This is a genomic window from Streptomyces coerulescens (genome assembly GCF_042657965.1).
GTDB classification, from domain to species: Bacteria; Actinomycetota; Actinomycetes; order Streptomycetales; family Streptomycetaceae; genus Streptomyces; species Streptomyces coerulescens.
This window is the reverse complement of record NZ_JBHSKM010000008.1, coordinates 719916-742509: the sequence shown is the minus strand read 5'-3', so window position 1 is coordinate 742509 and position 22594 is coordinate 719916. Positions and strand designations below refer to the sequence as shown.

The window sequence follows — 22594 nt, the reverse complement described above, 5'->3', positions numbered from 1 at the left end:
CTGATCAGCCGGATCGGTCGACGGTGATCGAGTCCAGCTGCTGTCGCAGATACACATGCGAGTCGACCGGCGGGTGGGTCACCCGGCCCACCGGAGCGGGCACGGACTCCACGGTCGTGCCGGGCGTGCACTCCCCGAAGTACACGAGCGACATCAGCTCCTCGGCCGGCGCGTCCGCGGGCGGCGGCAGCACCCGGTGCCGCCCCGAACGCCACCGGTCACCGGTCCAACGGGCCATCAGATCGCCGATGTTGATGGTGAACGCCTCCGGGTCGTAGGGCGCGTCCTCCCAGCCGCCGTCGTCCGTGTAGACCTGCAGACCGCCCTTGCCGGCCTGCCGGTCGAGGATCGTCACCGTGCCGAAGTCGGTGTGCGGTCCGATGCGGAACTGACCCGGCTCCGGCTCCCCGAGGACCTCCCTGCCCGGGTACCAGTTGATGTTGAAGCCGTACGTCGGGTGGTCCATGTGCCGGGTGAAGAAGTCGGGTTCGAGGCCGAGGGCCTCGCCGAGCAGGGCGAGCAGCCGGTTCTCCAGTTCGCCCATCCGTGCGAGGTACTCCTCGACCAGTGGCCGCAGTTCGGGCACCTCGCCGGGCCAGACGTTCGGCGCGTACCACTCGGCGTTGACGACCGGGTCCTCGAAGGGTTCGTGTGTCGCGAAGCTCAGCGACTCCTTCAGGTCCGGCGGGGTCTCGGTGCCCTCCGCGTAGCCGTTGGCCTCCGCGCCCGGCCCGAGCCAGCCGCGTCCGCCGACCTTCACCTCGTACGCCTGCTTGGCCTCGGCGGGAAGCGTGAAGAAGGAGCGCGCGGCGGTGCGGATCCGGGCGCGCAGGTCCGGGTCCACGCCGTGCCCGGTGACCAGGAGGAACCCGGCGGTCCGCAGGGCCTCGTCGACGGTACGGGCGATGGTTCCGCGGGCCTCGGCGTCGCCGGTCAGCCAGGGCCGCAGGTCGACGGTGGGGATGCGGGGGGTGCCGGGGTTACGGCGTGGGTCACTCACCGATGTCCTCGTTCCACAGGTCGGGATGGTGCTGGATGAAGGCGCGCATCATGTCGATGCACTCGGGGTCGTCGAGCAGCACGATCTCCACACCATGCCCGGCCAGCCAGTCCTGCCCGCCCCGGAACGTGACCGCCTCGCCGATCACCACCCGGGAGATGCCGAACTGCCGGACCAGACCCGAGCAGTACCAGCAGGGGGAGAGGGTGGTCACCATGGTCGTGCCGCGGTACGACCGCTGCCGCCCCGCGGCCCGGAACGCGGCCGTCTCCGCGTGCATGGAGGGGTCGCCGTCCTGCACCCTGCGGTTGTGGCCCCGCCCCAGCAGCGTCCCGTCGGCCCCGTACAGCGCGGCACCGATGGGGATGCCGCCCTCGCCGAGCCCGGTGCGGGCCTCCGCGAGCGCGGTGCCGAGCCACTCGCGTGCCTCCGACTGATCCATGCCCTCACTCTCCAGGCACGGCCCCGCGCAGGCAACGGCGGGAAGGGGCGAGCGGGATCGGCGGCGAAGCGTGCCCCGGCTCTCGCCGTTGGAGGGGGCGAGGTGGGTCACTCTGGGCGGGTGCGCGGGTGCGCGGGTGCGAGGGTGCGAGGTGGGTCACCCTGCGTGGAGTGCGCGGGGGCGAGGTGGGTCACCCTGCGTGGAGTGCGCGGGGGCGAGGTGGGTCACCCTGCGTGGAGTGCGCGGGGGCGAGGCAGGTCACCCTGCGCGGGGTGCGCGGGGTGCGCGGGGGCGAGGGGTGTGCGGGTGCGAGGGGTGTGCGGGTGTGCGGGGGGCCGCGGCGCCGGGTGTGCGGAGGTCTGCGGGGGTGCGCGGGTACGCGGGGTGTCGTCCTCGGCGGGCGGCCGCCGTGCCCGCGCGGCGGACCCCTCGCCGCTGACGGCGAGGGAGGCACGGTGACCGCTCGCCTTGCTCGCCAGGGCCTCCGCGCGGCCGCGTCCTGGTTCCGGCTGCAGCGCGGGTTGCGAGGACGTCGCGAGGCCGTCGCGAGCTCGAGGACGGCGCGAGGGAAGCGTCGATGCTCGTGCCCTGAGCGAGTCCGGAACGTGCGTGCCGATGCGGGCCACAACAGGCCGCGCGGGCCACCGAAAAGAGGTCGCGGCCCTCCGCGCCGCCCCGCCCCGGTAATTCGGTGGCGGTGCGACGGCCGGCCCGTGTTGTGTGGCCGGGCCCGGTGATCACCAGGAACGCCGGGGGTGGGGAGGGTCGATGGTGTGGTGGGAGCGGGCTTGGCGGATCGCCGAGCTGCGGCAGCGGGGGGATGTGCTGGCGGCGTTCGTGGCCGCGTGCGGCGGTGCGGAACGGGCGTGGCAGGCACGGGAGTTGGCGGCGGAGGTGTGCGGGCTCGCGTACGCCGGGGGCGACCTCGATGCGGCCGAGGACGCCGTGCGGACGCTTCAGGCGTGGGCGGACGACCTCGCGGACCACCCGTACCGTCCCGGCGAGCCCCGACCGGACGCGGCGGACCGGCTGACGCGCGACCACTTCAAGGACGTGCTGCGCGAGACGCTGACGACCCCGGCCCGCGACTGGATGTCGGGCACCCGGCTCTCCCTGGACGTCCACTACCAGGCCCTGTGCCGGGCGCGTGGCCTGGACCCGCGGATCCGCGAGGACGCCCGCTACCTCTACGGACGCGGCACGATGGCCCTCGACCTCGGCCATCGCGCGGCTGCGCAACGCGAGGCGGCGCGGCTTCGGCAGCTGAGGGAGACCTGCGTCAAGTGGTGACGTCGGACTCCGCGCGTCAAGTGGTGACGTCGGACTCCGCGGCCGGGGCCGGTCAGGGCTCGTCGCGCTTGTTCTTGTCGTCGTCCTCGTCCGGCGACTTGTCGTCGTCGCCCAGGGACTTCAGGAACTCGGGGTTGTCGTCGGGCGCGACCCACTGGCGGCGTCCGCCGCGGTCCCGGACGCCGGACCAGCCCTCCGCGGCCGGGCTGCGCTTCTTGCCCGCGATCAGCCAGGAGATCGAGCCGACCAGCGGGAACACCAGCACGAGGATCGCCCACAGCGGCTTGGGCATATGGCGGATGTCGTCCTCCTTCGTGCTGATGCAGTCGATGAACGCGTACACGCTCAGCGCCAGTGGCACGAGGAACATCAGCACCCGGAGCATGGGCCCTCTCAGCGAAACGGTCGGCGGACCGGGGGCACGGCCCCCGGGGTAAGGGCCAGGGTAGCCGCTCGGGGATACTTGACCCCATGGCTTACGACGATCTTCGTTCCCTGCTCAGGGCGCTGGAACGCGAGGGCGACCTCAAGCGTGTCAAGGCTGAGGTCGATCCGTATCTGGAGGTCGGGGAGATCGTCGACCGGGTGCAGAAGTCCGGCGGTCCCGCGCTGCTCTTCGAGAACGTGAAGGGGTCGTCCATGCCCCTCGCGATGAACGTCTTCGGGACCGACCGACGGCTGCTGAAGGCTCTGGGCCTCAAGTCGTACGGTGACATCTCCGACAAGATCGGCGGGCTGCTGAAGCCCGAGCTGCCGCACGGGTTCGTCGGGGTGCGGGAGGCTTTCGGCAAGCTCGGCGCGATGACGCATGTGCCGCCGAAGAAGGTGAAGTCCGACAGCGCGCCGGTGCAGGAGGTCGTGCTGCACGGCGACGAGGTCGACCTGGACCGGCTGCCGGCCCTGTTCACCTGGCCCAAGGACGGCGGGTCCTTTTTCAACTTGGGGCTCACCCACACCAAGGACCCGGAGAGCGGCGTGCGCAATCTGGGCCTGTACCGGCTCCAGCGCCACGACAAGCGCACGATCGGCATGCACTGGCAGATCCACAAGGACAGCCGCAACCACTACCAGGTGGCGGCGCGCAGGGGCGAGCGGCTGCCGGTCGCCATCGCCTTCGGCTGCCCGCCCGCCGTGACGTACGCCTCCACCGCGCCGCTTCCCGGAGACATCGACGAGTACCTGTTCGCCGGCTTCGTCGCGGGCAAGCGGATCGAGATGGTCGACTGCAAGACCGTCCCGCTCCAGGTCCCCGCGCAGGCCGAGGTCGTGCTGGAGGGGTGGCTGGAGCCGGGGGAGATGCTGCCGGAGGGCCCCTTCGGCGACCACACCGGTTTCTACACCCCGCAGGAGCCCTTCCCCGCGCTGAAGATCGACTGCGTGACGATGCGCCGCCGGCCCCTGCTCCAGTCGATCGTCGTGGGCCGGCCGCCGACGGAGGACGGGCCCCTGGGGCGGGCGACGGAACGCTTCTTCCTGCCGCTGCTGAAGATCATCGTGCCGGACATCGTGGACTACCACCTGCCGGAGTCCGGCGGCTTCCACAACTGCGCGATCGTCTCGATCGACAAGAAGTACCCCAAGCACGCCCAGAAGACGATGCACGCGATCTGGGGCGCGCACATGATGTCCCTGACCAAGCTGATCGTGGTCGTCGACTCCGACTGCGACGTGCACGATCTGCACGAGGTGTCCTGGCGGGCCCTCGGCAACACCGACTACGCCCGTGACCTCACGGTCGTCGAAGGCCCCGTCGACCATCTCGACCACGCCTCCTACCAGCAGTTCTGGGGCGGCAAGGCGGGCATCGACGCGACGAAGAAGTGGCCCGAGGAGGGCTACACCCGTGACGGCGGTTGGCCCGACATGGTCGAGTCCGACCCGGAGACGGCGGCGAAGGTCGACCGCCGCTGGAAGGAGTACGGCCTGTGAGCAGCGCCTCCGCCGCGATTCCGCAGCCAGGACGCACGAAGGCGTTCCTCCGCCTCGTCATGATCGAGCACTCGGTGTTCGCGTTGCCCTTCGCGTACATCGCCGCGCTCACCGCGATGTTCCAGTGGGACAAGAACATCCACTGGGGCCGGCTGCTCCTTGTGACGATCTGCATGGTCGGGCTGCGGACCTTCGCGATGGCCGTCAACCGGATCATCGACCGTGAGATCGACGCGCGGAATCCGCGGACCGCGCACCGTGAGCTGGTCACCGGCGCGATGTCGGTACGGCACGCCTGGACGGGCGCGCTGATCGCCCTGGTGATCTTCCTGGGCTCGGCCGCCCTGCTGAACCCCCTGTGCCTGGCCCTCGCCCCCATCGCGGTGATCCCGATGGTGGTCTACCCCTACGGCAAGCGGTTCACGAACTTCCCGCAGGCCATCCTCGGCCTGGCCCAGGCGATGGGCCCGGTCGGCGGCTGGTTGGCCGTCACCGGTACCTGGTCCTGGGACGCGGTGATCCTCGGCCTCGCCGTCGGCATCTGGATCGGCGGCTTCGACCTGATCTACGCCTGCCAGGACGTCGAGACCGACCGCGAGATCGGCGTCATGTCGGTCCCGGCCCGCTTCGGCATCCCGGCGGCTATCTGGGGCGCGCGCGTCTGCCACGCGGTCACCACGGCCCTGTTCGCCTGGTACGCGTTCGCCACGGACGCCGGCGCCTTCTTCTGGCTGGGTCTGCTGATCGTGGCCGGCGCGTTCGTGTACGAGCACTCGATCGTCCGCCCCCATGACCTGTCCCGCCTGAACCGGGCGTTCTTCAGCGTCAACGGGTTCATCGGGATCGCCCTGTTCGTGTGCGCGCTGCTGGATCTGCTGGTGCGCGGGCTCACGGTCTGACGGAACCGAGGGGCCACAGTGCTCCGGCACTACAGGGGCCGCCAGTGCTCCGGCTTACAGGGCCCGCCAGTGCTCCGGCACTAGGCGATGAGCTCCTGGCCGGAGGCGGAGTCCGTCTTGCGGCGGCGGAACACGAACGCCGCCGCGACGCCCGCCACGAGCCCCAGCAGATGCCCCTGCCAGCTGACGCCGGACTGGGTCGGGGCGAGGCCCGCGAGGATGGAGCCGCCCCAGATCGCGGCCACCAGCAGGCCGGCCAGCACACCGAGCGGGCGCCGCTCGACGAAGCCGGTGACCAGCAGGAAACCGAAGAGGCCGAAGATCAGGCCGGAGGCGCCCGCGGTGTTGGTGCCGGACGGCGATATCAGCCACACCCCCAGCCCGTCCGCGACGACGATCAGCGCACAGACCGCGGCGAACCGGCGTATGCCCCCGAGCGCCGCGAGGAACCCCAGGACCAGCAGCGGCACGCTGTTCGCGGCGACATGGGCGAAGCCGAAGTGGATGAAGGCGGCCGGGACGACGTCCACCAGCTCCGACGGGGTGCGCGGGACGATGCCGAAGTCGTCCAGCGCATGCCCGCTGATCGCGTCAGCCACTTCCAGCAGCCACAGCAGCGCCACCCAGCCCGCCATCAGCTTGGCCGCGGTCAGCGCACGGTCACCCCGCGACACCTCGCGCCGCGCGTCCCACATGTCCGGCATGGCAACCCCCAGTGCCCAACTCGTCCCCAAACGGGAACGCCTGGCACCCCTTGGTCGGTTCCCACCCCGCCACGCCGGATAGGCTCGGTGTCGTGAACCCAGTCAAGCCAGGAGAGACGGCGCGTACGCCTTGGATCGTAGGGGTGTCCGGCGCTTCCGGCACCCCATACGCCGCCGCCGTGCTCCGCGCGCTCCTCTCCGCCGGGGAAAGCGTCGATCTGGTCGTCAGCCGGGCGTCGCGGCTCACCCTCCTCGACGAGACGGGGATCTCCTTCCGTGACGGCCACTGGCAGGACGACCTGCGGGAGTGGCTCGCCCGGGGCGCCGACGGCAAGCCCGGGACCTTCGAGGCGGACATCGAGGACGTCCGGTACTGGAACGCCGGGGACCTCGCCGCCGGGCCGTCCTCGGGGTCGTACGCCACCAAGGGCATGCTGATCGTGCCCGCCTCCACGGCCTGTGTCGCCGGAGTCGCGCTCGGGCTGTCCAAGGATCTGTTGCAGCGGGCGGCGAGCGTGACCCTGAAGGAGGGGCGCGAGCTGGTCGTCGCCGTCCGGGAGACGCCCCTCAACGGGCAGACGCTGCGCCACCTGGTGACACTGGACGACGCGGGCGCGACCGTCGTGCCCGCCTCGCCCGCCTTCTACGCGGGGGCCACGCACATCCAGGACCTGGTGGACTTCGTCGCCGGACGCGTCCTCGACGCGGCGGGCGTCGAGCACCGTCTCTACCGCCGCTGGAAGGGCGAACTGGGCGGCGGCGCCCGTTCCACCTGACCCGGCACACCACCGCATCACGCGGCGGCAGCAGCACTCATCACTTCAAGGCTCAGTTCAGCAAGTACGTCAGACCTCTTCAGCGGAAGGCTTTCAATCGCATGGACGCGGTGGACAGGCAGCTCATCCAGGCCCTGAGGGAGAACGGCCGGGCCTCGTACGCGGAGCTGGGGCGTCTCGTCGGCCTGTCGGGCCCCAGCGTCACCGACCGCATCAACCGGCTGGAGGCGGCCGGCGTCATCACCGGCTACCGCGCCACCGTCGACGCCGCCTCGCTCGGTCTCGGCGTCACCGCGCTGATCGGCATCTCGCTGTCCGACGCCACCGACCACGAGGACGTGGCGAACCGGCTGAGGGACCTCGGCGAGATCGAGGACTGCTGGTTCATCGCGGGCGACGACTCCTACATGCTCAAGGTGCGGGCGGCCGACGTGGACGGTCTGGAGAAGATCATCCGGCGGCTCAGCGGGACCACGGGCGTGTCCCGGACCCGTACCACCATCGTGCTCTCCACGAAGTGGGAGAACCGGGTGGGTGAGCTGCCGGAAGAGGTCTAGGGGGCTGGGCGTACGGTTGACGGAGTCTGATCGAGAGAGGTGCACGCATGGATGTCGGGCTCAAGCGCGAGCTGGAGGAGAAGGTCCGTTCCGGTGAGCGGCTGTCCCGCGAGGACGGCATCGCGCTGTACGAGTCGGACGACTTGGCGTGGCTCGGCGGACTCGCGCACGAGGTGCGCACCCGCAAGAACGGCGACGTGGTCCACTTCAACGTCAACCGCCACCTCAACATGACCAACGTCTGCACGGCCTCCTGCGCGTACTGCTCCTTCCAGCGCAAGCCGGGCGAGAAGGACGCGTACACGATGCGCATCGAGGAGGCCGTGAAGCTGGCCAAGTCGATGGAGGCGGAGAACCTCACGGAACTCCACATCGTCAACGGCCTGCACCCGAACCTGCCGTGGCGCTACTACCCGCGCTCGCTGCGGGAGCTGAAGGCCGCTCTGCCGAACGTCTCCCTGAAGGCGTTCACGGCCACGGAGATCCACCACTTCGAGACGATCAGCGGACTGTCCGCCTCGGAGATCCTCGACGAGCTCATCGACGCCGGTCTGGAGTCGCTGACCGGCGGCGGCGCGGAGATCTTCGACTGGGAGGTCCGTCAGCACATCGTGGACCACCGCACCCACTGGGAGGACTGGTCCCGTATCCACCGCCTGGCGCACGAGAAGGGCCTCAAGACGCCCTCCACCATGCTCTACGGCCACATCGAGGAGCCGCGTCACCGCGTCGACCACGTCCTGCGCCTGCGTGAGCTCCAGGACGAGACGAACGGCTTCCAGGTCTTCATCCCGCTGCGCTACCAGCACGACTTCGTCGACATGAAGGACGGCAAGGTACGCAACCGGCTCCAGGCCCGCACCCAGATGGCCACCGGCGCCGAGGCCCTGAAGACCTTCGCGGTCTCCCGTCTCCTCTTCGACAACGTCCCGCACGTGAAGGTCTTCTGGGTCATGCACGGCGTGCAGACCGCCCAACTGGCCCTCCAGCACGGCGCCGACGACATGGACGGCTCGGTCGTCGAGTACAAGATCACCCATGACGCGGACAACTTCGGCACCCCGAACAAGCTGACCCGCGAGGACCTTCTGGACCTGATCCGGGACGCGGGCTTCCGCCCGGTGGAGCGGAACACCCGGTACGAGATCATCCGGGAGTACGACGGTCCGGACCCGGAGCGCCGCGAGTCCCCGCAGCCGATGCGGGTCTGAGTTCGGCCGGGGGTGCGTGGGGGCCGGTCGCGCACCTCCTCGCGTACCTCCGCGCGCCCCTCGGGGTTGGGACGCTCGCCCCTGTCCGGGGTACCCGTCCGGCATGGTGACCACGAAAGCGCCCGAGGACGCCTACACCGCCGAGCCCTTCGTCCCCGATCGCGGCGGTCTGCCCGCCCTGCGCAAGGCCGCGGCCGACTGCCGCGGCTGCCCGCTGCACCGGGATGCCACGCAAACCGTCTTCGGCGCCGGGAAGGCGGGAGCCCGCGTCATGCTCGTGGGCGAGCAGCCCGGCGACCAGGAGGACCGGCAGGGCACGCCGTTCGTGGGCCCCGCGGGGAAGCTGCTCGACCGGGCCCTCGCGGAGGCCGGCATCGACCCGGGGGACGCCTACGTCACCAATGCCGTCAAGCACTTCAAGTTCATCCGCGCCGAGCCCCGCAAGCGCCGTATCCACAAGGCGCCGACCCTGCGCGAGATGACCGCGTGCGGCCCCTGGCTGGCCGCCGAGCTGGCCGTCGTGGACCCCGAGCTGATCGTGTTGCTGGGTGCGAGCGCGGGCAAGGCGCTGCTGGGGTCGTCGTTCCGGGTCGGCGAGGCGCGTGGGGCGGTGCTGGAGCGCGAGATCCACGGGCGGACGGAGAAACTGGTGGCGACCGTGCATCCGTCCTCGGTCCTGCGGGCCCGGGACGATGCGGACCGCAGGGCCGCGTACGACGGACTGGTCGCCGATCTGAAAGTGGCCGCACGAGCACTGACGTAATAGGTACCATGCTCGCGTGTCCCTTACCTTCACCCTTGACCCCGCCGTCACCCCCGCCCTGCGTGACGGCATCCTCGATCTGTGGACCGATGTCTCCAACCAGGGTGGAGCCGTCGGGTTCGTGCCGCCGGTGGGGCGGGAGGACGTGCGGCCGGAGCTGGTGCGGCACTTCGTGGCGATGGCGGAGGGGCGCAGCCGGCTGCTGGTCGGGCACGACGGGGCGGGCGAGGTCGCCGCGACGGCGTTCTTCACCTTCAACACGCACCGGCTGATGACCCACTGGGTGTGGCTGTACACGGTGATGGTGCATCCGAAGCACCAGGGCAAGGGCTACGGCCGCGACCTGCTGGCCACCGTCGAGCGCTCGGCCCGCGCCTTCGACGGAGTCGACGCGATCCGTCTCACCTGCCGGGGCGGCCTCGGCCTGGAGCGCTTCTACGGCTCCTGCGGCTACAAGGAGGTCGGCCGGATCCCGGACGCCATCCGGGTCGCGGCGGGCGACGACCGGGACGATGTGATCATGCTGCTGCCGCTCGACCGGTCCACCGGCTGACCCCCCTGCAAGATCGGCGGTCCGCCGTGCTTCACTGGGCAGTGGCCCTTTTTGGAATCGGAAGAGTGGATTGAGATGCTCCGCTACACACTGATGCGCCTCGGGATCTTCGTGGGCTGCCTCGTGGTCGTCTGGGGCCTTGTCTACTCCGGCCTCGCCCCGCGCGGCCTCGGCGACTCCAACGGCATGTGGATCGTCCTGCTCGCCCTGGTGCTCTCGGCCCCGATCAGCTTCGTCGTCCTGCGCAAGGAGCGGGACCGCGCCTCCGCCGGGATCGTGCAGCGCGTCGACCGCATGAAGGCCAATCTGGAGGCGAACCGCAGCCAGGAGGACGACGCGGTCGACGAGGCCGCTCGGGCGCAGGGCCAGGCTCCCCAGGCCTCGTAGGCCGCCGTACCGTCCCTTCCGGAACCCGGCAGCGAATACCGATCGGTAACTGTACGGGGCACCCCTTTACCCTTGTCCTGATCATGATGTGGGATGGCTGGAACCACATCGGGCCGACCGGTGTATCAGCAGTAGGACCTGCATCCAACGGGCATCGGAACACAAGGGGGAAGCGTGGCACGAGCGCGCGCGAAACAGGGCGCACGACGCGTCGCCGAGGCCGTGGCCTCCGGCACTGATCCGCGGACGGCCGCGCAGGAGGAACTGCGGCGGCAGGCAGGCGGACGAGGGACGCAGGGCGCGGGCGGCGGGGAGTACGACGCCCAGGGCCAGGGCATCGACCCGGCCGACTTCCCTGCCGCACGGGAACAGGGCGGCTCCACCGCCACCGTCATGCGGCAGAAGACGGTGCCGCTGGACGAGGCCGGGGAGGCGCTCGGCCGCAGCGAGCAGGTCCGCGAGGGCACCGAGACGGTGCACGCCATCTGCCCGATGGTGATCCCCAAGGGCCGCTCGATCATCTCCATGCTGCCGGTGCTGATGCTGCTCCTGCTCGGCGCGGCGGGCGCGGGCATCGTGGGGGCGTCCGGCGCGGACATGTTCACCAACCCCCTGTTCGGCGTGCACTACTGGGTCGTCTCGCTGCTCGCCGTCGCCTTCGTGTGGTGGCGTCAGGGCATGGTCATGGTCCCCGACGGCTGCCAGGCGATGATCACCCGCTTCGGCAAGCTGGAGAAGGTCGTCGGACCGGGCCGGATCGTGCTGCTGAGCCCGTGGAAGCGCGTGTCGTACATCGTCAACACCACGATCGAGTACCCGTTCAACGCCCCGGTGCGCGAGGCACCGACCAAGGGCGGCGTGAAGGCGTCGATCGACCTGTTCATCCAGTTCCGGATCAGCGACCCGACCGAGTTCGTCTACACACTCGGCGCGGTGCGCGGCTTCGAGGAGAAGCTGAGCAACGCGGTGAGCGAGACGATCCGCACCCTCGTCTACGAGCAGGAGGCCGCCGGCATCTACGACATGGTCGGCGAGGACACCGGCCGCCTGCTGGACCTGCTCAACCAGCAGTTCCGTCCGGCCGTCGAACTGACCAACGCCAACATCACCCACGCCGAGCCCTCCGACCAGCGCTACCGCATGGACCTCGCGGCGCCGGAGATGGTCCGCGTGGCCAAGGAGGCGTACACGCACGAGTACGCACTCCAGCTCCGCAAGGAGCAGGACGAGGGCGACCTCACCCGCGAACTCGCCTCCAGCCACGAGACGTTGTCCGCGATCCAGGCCGACATCGCCCAGTACCAGGCGCAGATGGACACGGCCGTGGAGCGCGAGACCAACCGCGCCGAGGCGCTCGCCCGGCAGCGCTACGTCCAGGCCGAGTCGGAGGCCAAGGCCAACGCGGCCCTGCTGGAGGCGCAGGCCCTCGACATCCGCGCGGTGACCGCCGCCGAGGCGCCGGAGATCCTGGAGTACCGCTACCAGCAGCAGGTGCTGGACACGCTGGAGCAGGTCGCCGACCACCTGCCGCGGCTGGTGCGCATCGGCGGCACGACGGACGGCGGCGGCGTCGCCGGCATCGACTTCCTGGAGCTGGCCCGCGAGTTGGTCGGCGAGCGCGGCACGGAACTGTTCACCGACGAGGACATGGCCGCCGTACGGGCGCGTCTGGGCGAGGTGTCCGAGCGGATCGCCGCGCGCGAGGCGGAGATCGGGGCGCTGCTGGCGGCCGAGCGGCCGACGGTGCCGCAGGTTCCCGACCAGCCCGCACCGGCCGACGGCGACGCCGACGACGCCCGCGACGCCGACGACGCCCGCGACGACAGCTCCGCCACCGCCGAGGAGGCCACCCGATGAGCACCGCCCGTTCCCAGCGCAGGTCGGTCATCTCCGAGAAGGTCGCCCCCTGGGCCGACATCGCGCGGCTGCTGCGCGGCGGCGAGGCCGACACCCTGATCCCGGTCATCATCCCCCGCCACCGGCGCCGACTGTGGTGGATGCTGCCGCTGTGGCTCGGCGTGTACGCCCTGTTCATGGGCGTGATGCTGTCCCTGAAGGAGGCGGACGCCGAGTCGGCCGCCGGGGATCTCGCCTACGGCACCCTCGCCGCCCTGTCCTACGCCGGCGGCGTCTTGCTGCTGCTGATGGGCGGGCTGTGGTGGTGGCGCTCCTCGATCGTGGAGATCGAGCAGGGCACCAACGGCGTGCTGACCCGCTACGGCGCCGTCGTGCGCACCCTGGACGCAGGCCGCCACTACCTGTGGCACCCGTGGTCCCGGGTCGACTTCGTCGTCGACACGGCCACCGAAATCCCGTACTCCGCACCGGTGATGGCCTGCCCCACGCAGGAGAACGTGCCGCTGCGGTCGATCGAGTTCTTCCTGAAGTTCCGCATCACCGACGCCGTGCTGTTCGTGCGCACCATCGGCGCGGGCAACTTCGACCTGGTGCTCTCCAGCGCCGTGCAGGACGCCATCCGCCAGCGCGCCCGCAAGATGCGCACCGAGCGGGCGTACGACCTGCGCGGTTCGGACGTGGCCGACATGCAGGAGCTGCTCAACCGCCAGCTGTCCGGCTACGGCGTGCGCATCACCGGCTCCAACATCCCGGACGTGCAGCTGCCGACGCAGTACCAGCAGCACCTGGCCACCCGCGAGCGGGTCGCCAAGGAGCGCACGGCCTACGACCAGGAGTGGGGCCTGATCCGCAAGCGCCGGATCGACCAGCTGGGCATGGACATCGAGCGGGCCAAGAAGGTGCGCGACGCCAGGATCGTCGAGGTCAAGGCGGCGCTGAACCGGGCCCGCGAGGAGGTCGCCCAGCTGCTCGAGCAGCAGGAGACCAACGCCCAGCGCGTGCGGTTCGAGATCGAGACACGGGGCCGCAGCGGTCTGATCGCCGCGGAGAACGAGGCCCGCGCCCAGCGTGCCCTCGCCAAGGCCTACCGCGACAACCGCGCCGTCCTGCAGTACGAACTGGCCCGGCGCCGCCTGGAGGTGGGCGCGAAGCTCGCGGGCCGGGCTCCGCAGCCGGTGGTCGTGCGCACCGACGGCACGAGCGCCGACACCTCGGCCCTGTCGACCCTGCTCACCGCGCAGTTGCTGCCCCGGCTGACGGCTCTGCCGGCCGTCGACGGTCAGGTGCTGACGGACCGGATGGCACGGTTCGCCGACGGGCTGGGCGGCGAGGAGTAGGCAGGCGTTCACGGCGGGCCGGGTGGGATCTCCCTCCCGGCCCGTACGCTAACGGCCATGGGTGCCGTGAAGACCAAACGGATGCCGCGGGCCGTCCGTGAGCAGCAGATGCTGGATGCCGCCGTGCGGACCTTCGGCAGGCGCGGGTACATGGCCGCGTCGATGGACGAGATAGCCGAACTCGCCGGCGTCTCCAAGCCGTTGGTGTATCTGTACCTGAACTCCAAGGAAGACCTCTTCACCGCCTGCATCCGACGCGAGGCCGCCGGGCTGGTCGCGGCCGTGCGCGGCGGCGTCCGGACCGAGCTGCCCGCCGACCGCCAGCTCTGGGACGGGCTGCGGGCGTTCTTCACCCACACCTCGCACTACCCGGACGCCTGGTCCGTGCTGCACCTCCAGGCCCGCACCCATGGCGAGCCGTTCGCGACGGAGGTCGCCGCGATGCGGGCGGAGATCGTCGACTTCGTGACGCAGCTGATCGTCGTGGCGGCCCGCGAGGCCCACCGTGACCCCGACCTCCCGGCGAGCGAGGTCGCCGGGATCGCCGAAGCCCTGGTGGGCGCCGCAGAGTCGCTCGCCGACTGGGCCAACACCACGCCGGGCGTGAGCGCGCGGCAGGCGGCGGCCACGCTGATGAACTTCGCGTGGGCCGGTCTGGGCAACCTCATGGACGGCAGGCCCTGGGCGCCGCCGGAGGCCGCTCATGAGGTGAGCGGATAGACCTCCCCGGTCAGATGGAGGCGGTCGTCGCCGCGCAGTTCGAACCGCCCGCCCTCCGCGGCGTATGTCACCGTCCCCGGTAGCAGCACCGGTGCCCGGAAGTCCGCCCGTACCCGCACCGCGTCCGGTGTGCCGTGGGCGGCGAGGCAACGGGCCACCGTCCACATGCCGTGCGCGATGGCGCGCGGGAAGCCGAACAGGCGGGCGGTGAGGGCGTGCAGGTGGATGGGGTTGCGGTCACCGGATGCGGAGCCGTAGCGGCGCCCGACGTCCCCGGCGATGCGCCACTGGGCGACCGGCGGGAGCGGCTTCGGTTCCTCGGCCGGCCGCGCAGCCGCACGGGCGTCCGTGCGGTGCGTGTGGTGCGTGCGGTGCCGGGCCAGATACCTGCTCGTCGACTCCCACACGACGCTCTCCTCCGACCGCACCTCGGTGACCACCACGGCCTCCGTGCCCCGGCGGTGCGCCATCAGCCGGTCGACGTGCACGGCGATCTCGTAGGCACCGGTCGCGGGCATCGCCGAGTGCCGGGTGATCTCGATGGACGTGTGGACGAGCCCGAGCAGCGGCAGCGGGAACGCCCGCTCGCTCATCAGCCGCATGGCCAGCGGGAAGCCGAGGACATGCGGATAGGTGAGGGGCAGCGCGTCGTCGCCGGTCGCGAATCCGCACACCCGCTCGTATGCCGCGAGCCGCGCCAGGTCGACGTGTACGCCGGGCAGCACGAGGCGGATGCGGGGGAATTCCGCGTCGGGACGCGGCCGTTTGAACGCGGAGAGCACCGCGCCGCGGGCGAGCAGCGCCGGAAGGGAGGGGGCGCCGGTGAGTACGGTCGTCATCAGGCCCCCAGCAGGCTCTGGCCGCACACCCGGACGACCTGGCCGTTGACGGCGCCCGACGCGGGATGCGCCAGCCAGGCGGTCGTCTCGGCGACGTCGGCCGGCAGCCCGCCCTGCGCGAGGGAGTTCATACGCCGGCCCGCCTCCCGGATGAACAGCGGGATCGCCGCGGTCATCGTCGTCTCGATGAACCCGGGCGCGACCGCGTTCACGGTCACCCCGTGCTCGGCCAGCGCCCGCGGCGCAAGTGAGCGGACCAGACCGACCACGCCCGCCTTGCTCGCGCCGTAGTTGGTCTGCCCGGCGTTCCCCGCCAGCCCGGCGATCGACGCCGTCGCCACGATCCGGCCGCCCTCCCGCAGCGTCCCGCTCGCCAGCAGGGCGTCCGTCGTACGCAGCACGCTCGCGAGGTTGACGTCCAGCACCGAACTCCAGCGCTCGGCCGGCATGTTGACCAGCCGCCGGTCCCTGGTGATGCCGGCGTTGTGGACGAGGACGTCCAGTCCGTCGGGCAGCGCGGCCGCGATGCGTGCCCCGGCGTCGTCGGCGGTGATGTCCAGCGCGAGGGCGGTGCCGCCGAGCCGTTCGGCCACGCGCCGCGCGTCCTGCTCGGCCTGTGGCACGTCCAGTACGACGATCCGGGCGCCGTCCCTGGCCAGCGTCTCGGCGACCGCCTCGCCGATGCCGCGGGCGGCGCCGGTGACCAGGGCGGTGCGGCCGGCGAGGGGACGCTCGGGGTCCTCGGGCGCGGTGACGTCCTGCGGGCCGACCTCGACGACCTGGCCGCTGACGTAGGCGGACTTGGGGGAGAGGAGGAAGGCGAGGGTCGACTCGGCGGCACACGCGTCCGTCAGCCGCACCAGGTTCACGGTCCTGCCGCGCCCGATCTCCTTGCCGAGCGAGCGCGTGAAGCCCTCCAGGGCCTGCTGGGCGGCCGCCTGGTGATGGTCGGCCGGGTCGAGGGGCGCGCCGAGGACGACGATCCGGCCGCTGCTCGCCACCGACCGCACGACCGGGTGCAGGGCCGCGTGCACCTCGGCGAGGGTCTCGACGTCCCGCACTCCCGTGGCGTCCAGCAGGACGGCGGCCGGATGATCGGAGGAAGCCGTCAGACCGAGGCCCGTCGCGTCGAGGTCCAGGTCCGACTTCCCGGCCGTGCGCAGCAGCCGGTCGCCCTGGAGCGTCGGCTGCTCGGGCGAGAAGCGTTTCAGTGCCGCGGGCTGGGGCAGCCCCAGACGGCGCGTGAGAAAGCGGCCGGGTGCGGTGCCGGTGAAGCTCAGATAGCGGTCGGCCATGTGCGACTCCCAGTGCGCTCCGGAACTGACTCTGGAGTAAGGTTACCGGAGGTAATCCCATGGTGGACGTGAGGAGTGGGTGGAGATGACCTCCGAGACGGGCTCCGAGAAGGGCTCGGCGGTGAGCTCCGGCGCGAGCCCCAGCACGAGCCCCAGCATGAACTCCAGCACAAGTTCCGGCAGGAACCGCCTGCCCACCCCCTCCGTCCGCCGCGTCGCGGTCATCGGCGGGTCCCGTATCCCCTTCGCCCGCTCCGACGGCCCGTACGCCACGGCCTCCAACCAGGACATGCTCACGGCTGCCCTCGACGGCCTGGTCGAGCGGTACGGGCTCGGCGACCCGGGCGCGGTCGGCGAGTTCGTCGCCGGGGCCATCCTCAAGCACGCGCGTGACTTCAATCTCGCCCGCGAGACCGTCCTCGGCTCGAAGCTGGACGCGCGCACCCCCGCGTACGACATCCAGCAGGCCTGCGGCACCGGTCTCCAGGCCGTCATCGCCGCCGCCAACAAGATCGCGCTCGGTCAGGCCGACGCCGCGATCGCGGGCGGTGCGGACACGGCCAGCGACGCGCCCCTCGGCGTCAACGACCAACTTCGGCGCATCCTGCTGGAGGCCCGGCGGGTCAAGTCGCTCGGCGGCCGGGTCAAGGCACTGGGCCGGGTACGGCCCTCCCATCTCGTCCCGGACATCCCCCGCAACGCCGAGCCGCGCACCAGGCTCTCCATGGGCGAGCACGCCGCCGTCACGGCACGCGCGTGGGGCGTCACCCGCGAGGCTCAGGACGAGCTGGCGGCCACGAGTCACCAGCGGCTCGCGGCGGCGTACGAACGCGGTTTCTTCCAGGACCTGGTCGTGCCCTTCCGGGGGCTGGACCGGGACCAGAACCTGCGCCCCGGTTCGACGCCGGAGAAACTGGCCGCGCTCAAGCCGGTGTTCGGCCTGGACGGGGACGACCCGACGATGACGGCGGGCAATTCGACGCCGCTGACGGACGGGGCGGCGCTGGTGCTGCTGGCGAGCGAGGAGTGGGCGGAGCGCCGGGGGCTGGAGCCGCTGGCCTACCTCACCGCCCACGAGACGGCGGCCGTGGACTTCGTGCACGGCGATGTGGCGGGTGGCGAGGACGGGCTGCTGATGGCACCGGCGTACGCCGTCCCGCGCATGCTGGAGCGGACCGGGCTCGGTATCGCCGACTTCGACCTCGTCGAGATCCACGAGGCCTTCGCCTCCCAGGTGCTGGCCACGCTGGCGGCGTGGGAGAAGCGGGGGCTCGCCCCCGTGGACCGTGCCCGGCTGAACGTCACCGGCTCGTCCCTGGCGACCGGTCACCCCTTCGCGGCGACCGGGGCCCGTATCGTGGCCACGCTGGCCAAGTCGCTTGCGGAGAACGGTGGTTCGGGGCGCGGGCTGATCTCGGTCTGCGCCGCCGGCGGGCAGGGTGTGACGGCGATTCTGGAGCGCGGGTAAGGATCCGGTGAGACGAAGCTGAGTGTCCCTCACATAACCCCCGAGGTTGCACATACCCGGCTCCGGATCATCGCCGAACCCGCACAGTGCCCACACGCGTGAGCCGTACGATCTCCTGCCTAACCAGCGGTAACCCCTTTCCGCCGGCCTCCGCAGGTGAACGCCACGGTGCGCGAGGCACGTACGTCATGCAGCCAGCAGATTTCCTCGCTGCAAGCCCGTCGCAGGAGCCGCCCGTGTCCACCTCGCTTCCGTCCTTCGCCCCCTCGGCCGCCTACGACGACGCCCCGGGACCGACCCTGGTGCAGCCGGAGACGAGGCGGTTGGACGGCGTCGTACGGGAGGCGTACGTACCGCCGTTCGCGCCGCCGGTCACCCATGGCTCCCTCGCGGACCTGCCCTTCGACAACGCGGACCAGGCTCCCGACGCCGTGGTCCTCAGCCGCAAGGGCGCGGACGGGCAGTGGATGAACGTGACGGCCGCGGAGTTCGCCGAGCAGGTGCAGTCGGTGGCGAAGGGGCTGATCGGCGAGGGCCTGGTGCCCGGGGACCGGATCGCCGTCATGGCCCGCACCTGCTACGAGTGGACGCTGCTCGACTTCGCCGCGTGGGCGGCCGGCCTGGTGACGGTCCCCGTCTATCCCACCTCCTCCGTCTTCCAGACCCGCTGGATCCTCCAGGACTCCGGCGCGGTGGCCCTGGTCACCGAGACCGCGGGCCAGGCGGCCGCGCTCGGCCCCGAACTGGACCGGGTGCCCGACCTGCGCCACATGTGGGTGATGGAGAAGGGCCATGTGGACCGGCTGGCGGAGGCCGGGGCCCAGATGCCCGACGGGGAAGTCGCCGTACGGCGGGGCATGCTGGTCCCGGACACGCTGGCGACCCTCATCTACACCTCCGGCACGACCGGCCGCCCCAAGGGCTGCGCGCTGACGCACGGCAACTTCTTCGCCGAGGTCGACAACGCCATCGAGCTGCTCTACCCGATCTTCAAGGCGCGGACCAGCGAAGAGGCGTCGGTGCTGCTCTTCCTGCCGATGTCGCACGTCTTCGGCCGGATGGTGGCGGTGGCCTGCGTACGGGCCAGGGTGCGCCTCGGCCATGCGCCGAGCCTGAAGGCGGAGGACCTGCTGCCGGACCTCGCGGCCTTCCGCCCGACCTGTCTGCTGACCATCCCCTACATGCTGGAGAAGGTCTTCAACTCCGCCCGCGCCAAGGCCGAGACGGGCGGCCGTGGCTCGTCCTTCGACCGCGCGGCGTCGGTCGCCGAACGCTACGGCGAGGCGCTGGAGGCCCGCGCGTCCGGGACCGGCGGCGGCCCGAACACGGCCCTCAAGACCGCCCGCGCCTTCTATGACCCGCTGGTCTACCGCCGTATCCGCAACGCGATGGGTGGCCGGGTGAAGTACGCGATCTGCGGCGGCTCGCCGCTCGGCCGGCGCCTGGCCGCCTTCTACGCCGGGGCGGGCATCGAGATCTACGAGGGCTACGGCCTCACGGAGACGACCGCCGCCGCGACCGTGACCCCGCCGCTCAAGCCCCGTCTTGGCACGGTCGGCTGGCCGCTGCCCGGCACTCGCGTCCGGATCGCCGCCGACGGCGAGATCCTGGTCGCCGGCGACCAGGTGCTGCGCGGCTACTGGGACCCGGCCGCCGGCGGCGTCGTCCCGGCGGCGGCGGACGGCTGGCTGCCGACCGGTGACATCGGCGCCCTGGACGACGACGGCTATCTGACGATCACCGGCCGCAAGAAGGAGCTCCTCATCACCGCCGGCGGCAAGAGCGTGGCCCCGGCACCGCTGGAGAACTGGCTGCGCTCGCACCCGCTGATCTCCCAGTGCATGGTCCTGGGCGACCGCCGCCCCTACGTCTCCGCGCTGATCACCCTCGACATGGACGGCGTCACCCACTGGCGCCGGATGAACGGCAAGCACGCCGTCCCCGCCGAACTCCTCGTGGACGACGCCGAGTTGCGGGCGATCCTGCAACGCGCGATCGACGAGGCCAACAAGCTGGTCTCCCGCCCGGAGTCCATCCGCCGCTTCGCGATCCTGCCGACGGACTTCACGGAGATGGACGGCCATCTGACGCCGTCGATGAAGCTGCGGCGGGACGTGGTGATGCGGGACTTCGCGGGTGAGGTGGAGGGGCTGTACGAGCGGTGACGCACCCGTGAGTAGCCAACGGTTGCCGTCTCGTTACGACAACCGCTTGACGTGACATGCCCTGTCCGCGTTGGCTACGGCCACCCGGGTAGCAACGCCGCTCCTCCGCTCGGAAGGCCCAGTAGTGAACGCTCGCACCCCCCACACCTCCGCCGTACGCCGTACAGGCATGGCCCTCGTCGCCTCCGCCTCGGCGATGTCGCTCGCCGCGTGCGGTGTCATCGACGGCATCGGGGGCGGTGACAGCTCGGCCTCGCCGGAGAAGGGTGACGACATCACGGTGGGGCTGCTGCTGCCCGACAAGGACACCGCCCGCTTCGAGAAGTTCGACTACCCGCTCATCAAGAAGGAAGTCGGCAACCTTACGGACGACAAGGGCAAGGTCGTCTACGCCAACGCCGAGGCGAGCCCGGAAAAGCAGAGCGAGCAGTTCCAGAAGATGATCGACGACGAGGTCGACGTCGTGCTGGTGGACGCGGTGGACGCCAAGGCCATCGCCCCCGAGGTGCAGAAGGCGAAGGACGCGGGCATCCCGGTCATCGCCTACGACCGCCTCGCCGAAGGCCCCATCGACGCCTACGTCTCCCACGACAACGAGCTCGTCGGCGAGGTGCAGGCCCGCTCGCTCGTCGAGGAACTCGGCGACAAGGCCGCGAGCAGCAAGGTCGTCATGATGAACGGCGACCCCGCCGACCCGAACACGGACCGGTTCAAGAAGGGCGCCCTCGCGGAGCTCGACGGCACGGTGAACATCGTCAAGAAGTACGACACGGCGAAGTGGTCGCCCGAGGCGGCCAAGGCCAACATGGAGAAGGCGATCGCCGCCGTCGGGGTCGGCGGCATCAGCGCCGTCTACTCGGCGAACGACGGCATGGCCGGCGCCGTGATCGACGCGCTCAAGGAGGCCGGCGCGAGCACGATCCCGCCGGTGACGGGGCAGGACGCGAACCTGGACGCGGTGCAGCGGATCGTCTCGGGCGAGCAGTTCATGACGGTGTACAAGCCCTTCCTGCTGGAGGCGACCAACGCCGCGAAGATGGCCGTGTACCGGGTGCAGGGCCGTGACCTGGAGTTCGACTCGCTGACCCAGGACTCGGTCGACAGCCCCACCCAGGACGACATCCCGGCCCAGCTGGTGACGGTGATCGCCCTGACGCAGGCCAATATCGAGAAGACGGTGGTCAAGGACGGTGTCTACACCGTCGACCAGATCTGCACCCCCGAGTACGAGGCGGACTGCGACCGGATCGGTCTGAAGTAGTCAAGCCCGGCGGTAGCTCTCCACCAGGTCCGCGAACGCCCTGGCCGGTGGGCTGAGCGCGTCCCACCGGCGCACGGCCCAGCCCACCGGCAGCGGACGCAGCGCGGGCAGCGGGATCAGCCGCAGATCGCCGTCGCCGGGGACCGCCAGCCCCGGCAGCGCGGGCACGACCGCCCGCCCGACCCCCAGCTCGGCCAGCAGCAGCGCCGTGTCCCAGTCGGCGACGCTGGTGTCCTGTGCGAACCGGACGCCCAACTCCGCGCAGGCGGCGTCCAGATGGGCCGCCGACGTGGAGTTCGGCGGCAGCCGGATCAACCGTACGCCCGCCATGTCGGCGTCGGCGTCGATGTACGGCCGCCCGGCCAGCGGATCGTCGGCCCGTACCGCCAGCACCCACGGCAGCTCCACCACCGGCCGCTGCTCGATACCGCGCACCGGCGGGCCGAGGGTGATCCAGGCCAGGTCCAGCGTGCCGTCGGCCAGCGCGTCGAAGCTGCCCCGCCCCGAACTGACCGTACGGAACTCCAGGTCGACGCGGGAATGGCGGCGCCGGTACGCGACCACCGCCTCCGACATGAAGTGCCGTACGGTCGTCGCCCCCGTGGCCACCCGCACGTACCCGCTCTCGCCGTCGAGCAGATCCCGCAGTTGCCGTACCGCCAGATCCAGCCCGGATATGCCTTCCGCGGCCGCCGCCTCCAGCACCCGGCCCGCCTGTGTCGGCACCACTCCCCGGGGCTGGCGCTCCACCAGCGCGACGCCGGTCTCCCGCTCAAGGCGCTTCACATGCTGGCTCACGGCCGACTGGGTGCAGCCCAGCTCCCGCGCCACCGAGCTGAGACTCCCGGCCCGGCACACGGCCACGAACACACGCAGGTCATCCAGAGTCATGAGACCCAAGTTAATGCTTGGGTGCGGCTACAAATCCCAAGGATTGACTGGGCTTTGCCCGATGGGCGACGATCCTGGACGGGCCCGGGCGGCAACCCGCTCCTCGCCCCCGTCGGAGTCCGGACCATGGCGGGGGAGGGAGCGGGTGCCGACCCAAGACGGGCGAGCGAGGGGGTCTCAACTCCCCTGCCCCGCCCTTGACTTCACAAGGCATCCGCGTCACATTCGCATTTCTGACACACCCTCAGAA

At 71.2% G+C, this 22594-nt stretch carries 22 protein-coding genes; 15 read left to right on the top strand and 7 right to left on the bottom strand.

Annotation, left to right across the window (positions count from 1 at the left end):
• Nucleotides 1-4: 4 nt before the first annotated feature.
• Both ACFPQ9_RS17725 and ACFPQ9_RS17720 read right to left on the bottom strand, forming a co-directional pair.
• Complete coding sequence (locus ACFPQ9_RS17725) at nt 5-1000, bottom strand: isopenicillin N synthase family dioxygenase (protein ID WP_380853762.1); 996 nt, start codon at nt 998-1000, stop codon at nt 5-7.
• Entirely contained in the window at nt 993-1442 is a 450-nt protein-coding gene (locus ACFPQ9_RS17720) for a nucleoside deaminase (RefSeq protein ID WP_380853760.1), read from the bottom strand. The genes ACFPQ9_RS17725 and ACFPQ9_RS17720 overlap by 8 nt, the downstream gene beginning before the upstream one ends.
• 768 nt (nt 1443-2210) lie before the next feature.
• On the opposite strand from ACFPQ9_RS17720, the gene ACFPQ9_RS17715 reads away from it, so the two are divergent.
• Nucleotides 2211-2732 (top strand): hypothetical protein, encoded by a 522-nt coding sequence (locus ACFPQ9_RS17715; protein WP_380853758.1) that lies wholly within the window; start codon nt 2211-2213, stop codon nt 2730-2732.
• Nucleotides 2733-2784: 52 nt separating this feature from the next.
• On the opposite strand, the gene ACFPQ9_RS17710 is transcribed toward ACFPQ9_RS17715, so the two are convergent.
• Nucleotides 2785-3117 (bottom strand): PLD nuclease N-terminal domain-containing protein, encoded by a 333-nt coding sequence (locus ACFPQ9_RS17710; protein WP_380853756.1) that lies wholly within the window; start codon nt 3115-3117, stop codon nt 2785-2787.
• 86 nt (nt 3118-3203) lie between these two features.
• Between ACFPQ9_RS17710 and ACFPQ9_RS17705 the strand changes: the two genes are divergently transcribed.
• Together ACFPQ9_RS17705 and mqnP are read left to right on the top strand one after the other, a co-directional pair.
• Nucleotides 3204-4661, top strand: coding sequence for a menaquinone biosynthesis decarboxylase (locus tag ACFPQ9_RS17705; protein WP_369171522.1), 1458 nt, complete (start codon nt 3204-3206; stop codon nt 4659-4661).
• Nucleotides 4658-5560, top strand: coding sequence for a menaquinone biosynthesis prenyltransferase MqnP (gene mqnP / locus ACFPQ9_RS17700; RefSeq protein ID WP_380853754.1), 903 nt, complete (start codon nt 4658-4660; stop codon nt 5558-5560). Before ACFPQ9_RS17705 ends, mqnP begins: the two co-directional genes overlap by 4 nt.
• Nucleotides 5561-5640: 80 nt before the next feature.
• Here the strand turns inward: mqnP and ACFPQ9_RS17695 are convergent, their stop codons facing one another.
• Nucleotides 5641-6264 carry a rhomboid family intramembrane serine protease gene (locus tag ACFPQ9_RS17695; RefSeq protein WP_380853752.1) on the bottom strand — a complete coding sequence of 208 codons (624 nt, stop codon included), beginning with the start codon at nt 6262-6264 and terminating at the stop codon, nt 5641-5643.
• 143 nt (nt 6265-6407) lie between these two features.
• Here ACFPQ9_RS17695 and ACFPQ9_RS17690 point away from each other — a divergent pair, with 143 nt between their 5' ends.
• From ACFPQ9_RS17690 to ACFPQ9_RS17650, 9 genes are all read left to right on the top strand, one after another.
• Nucleotides 6408-7040 carry a UbiX family flavin prenyltransferase gene (locus tag ACFPQ9_RS17690; RefSeq protein ID WP_380853750.1) on the top strand — a complete coding sequence of 211 codons (633 nt, stop codon included), beginning with the start codon at nt 6408-6410 and terminating at the stop codon, nt 7038-7040.
• A gap of 101 nt (nt 7041-7141) precedes the next feature.
• Nucleotides 7142-7597 carry an Lrp/AsnC family transcriptional regulator gene (locus tag ACFPQ9_RS17685; protein ID WP_030944826.1) on the top strand — a complete coding sequence of 152 codons (456 nt, stop codon included), beginning with the start codon at nt 7142-7144 and terminating at the stop codon, nt 7595-7597.
• Between the two features lie 47 nt (nt 7598-7644).
• Nucleotides 7645-8808 carry an aminofutalosine synthase MqnE gene (mqnE, locus tag ACFPQ9_RS17680; RefSeq protein WP_030944829.1) on the top strand — a complete coding sequence of 388 codons (1164 nt, stop codon included), beginning with the start codon at nt 7645-7647 and terminating at the stop codon, nt 8806-8808.
• 103 nt (nt 8809-8911) lie between these two features.
• Nucleotides 8912-9571 (top strand): UdgX family uracil-DNA binding protein, encoded by a 660-nt coding sequence (locus ACFPQ9_RS17675; RefSeq protein WP_380853747.1) that lies wholly within the window; start codon nt 8912-8914, stop codon nt 9569-9571.
• Between the two features lie 16 nt (nt 9572-9587).
• On the top strand, nt 9588-10124 hold the full coding sequence (locus ACFPQ9_RS17670) for a GNAT family N-acetyltransferase (protein ID WP_380853745.1): 537 nt from the start codon (nt 9588-9590) through the stop codon (nt 10122-10124).
• Between the two features lie 75 nt (nt 10125-10199).
• Nucleotides 10200-10511 (top strand): DUF4229 domain-containing protein, encoded by a 312-nt coding sequence (locus tag ACFPQ9_RS17665; protein WP_380853743.1) that lies wholly within the window; start codon nt 10200-10202, stop codon nt 10509-10511.
• A 174-nt stretch (nt 10512-10685) separates the two neighbouring features.
• Nucleotides 10686-12368, top strand: coding sequence for an SPFH domain-containing protein (locus tag ACFPQ9_RS17660; RefSeq protein WP_380853741.1), 1683 nt, complete (start codon nt 10686-10688; stop codon nt 12366-12368).
• Complete coding sequence (locus tag ACFPQ9_RS17655; RefSeq protein ID WP_380853740.1) at nt 12365-13705, top strand: SPFH domain-containing protein; 1341 nt, start codon at nt 12365-12367, stop codon at nt 13703-13705. The genes ACFPQ9_RS17660 and ACFPQ9_RS17655 overlap by 4 nt, the downstream gene beginning before the upstream one ends.
• A gap of 57 nt (nt 13706-13762) precedes the next feature.
• Nucleotides 13763-14425 (top strand): TetR/AcrR family transcriptional regulator, encoded by a 663-nt coding sequence (locus ACFPQ9_RS17650; RefSeq protein ID WP_380853739.1) that lies wholly within the window; start codon nt 13763-13765, stop codon nt 14423-14425.
• Here ACFPQ9_RS17650 and ACFPQ9_RS17645 read toward each other — a convergent pair.
• Together ACFPQ9_RS17645 and ACFPQ9_RS17640 are read right to left on the bottom strand one after the other, a co-directional pair.
• Entirely contained in the window at nt 14407-15264 is an 858-nt protein-coding gene (locus tag ACFPQ9_RS17645; protein ID WP_380853736.1) for a MaoC family dehydratase, read from the bottom strand. The genes ACFPQ9_RS17650 and ACFPQ9_RS17645 overlap by 19 nt on opposite strands.
• Nucleotides 15264-16559: a 3-oxoacyl-ACP reductase gene (locus tag ACFPQ9_RS17640; RefSeq protein WP_380853734.1), complete on the bottom strand. Its 1296-nt coding sequence runs from the start codon at nt 16557-16559 to the stop codon at nt 15264-15266. The genes ACFPQ9_RS17645 and ACFPQ9_RS17640 overlap by 1 nt, the downstream gene beginning before the upstream one ends.
• Nucleotides 16560-16716: 157 nt before the next feature.
• Here ACFPQ9_RS17640 and ACFPQ9_RS17635 point away from each other — a divergent pair, with 157 nt between their 5' ends.
• The 3 genes from ACFPQ9_RS17635 (at nt 16717) to ACFPQ9_RS17625 (ending at nt 21453) form a co-directional block, all read left to right on the top strand.
• Nucleotides 16717-18027 (top strand): acetyl-CoA C-acetyltransferase, encoded by a 1311-nt coding sequence (locus tag ACFPQ9_RS17635; protein WP_380853944.1) that lies wholly within the window; start codon nt 16717-16719, stop codon nt 18025-18027.
• A 236-nt stretch (nt 18028-18263) separates the two neighbouring features.
• Nucleotides 18264-20192: an AMP-dependent synthetase/ligase gene (locus tag ACFPQ9_RS17630; protein ID WP_380853732.1), complete on the top strand. Its 1929-nt coding sequence runs from the start codon at nt 18264-18266 to the stop codon at nt 20190-20192.
• A 169-nt stretch (nt 20193-20361) separates the two neighbouring features.
• Entirely contained in the window at nt 20362-21453 is a 1092-nt protein-coding gene (locus ACFPQ9_RS17625; RefSeq protein ID WP_380853942.1) for a sugar ABC transporter substrate-binding protein, read from the top strand.
• Here ACFPQ9_RS17625 and ACFPQ9_RS17620 read toward each other — a convergent pair whose 3' ends face one another.
• Nucleotides 21454-22344, bottom strand: a complete 891-nt coding sequence (locus ACFPQ9_RS17620; protein ID WP_380853730.1) for a LysR family transcriptional regulator — start codon at nt 22342-22344, stop codon at nt 21454-21456. It lies immediately after the preceding gene.
• Nucleotides 22345-22594: the final 250 nt, after the last annotated feature.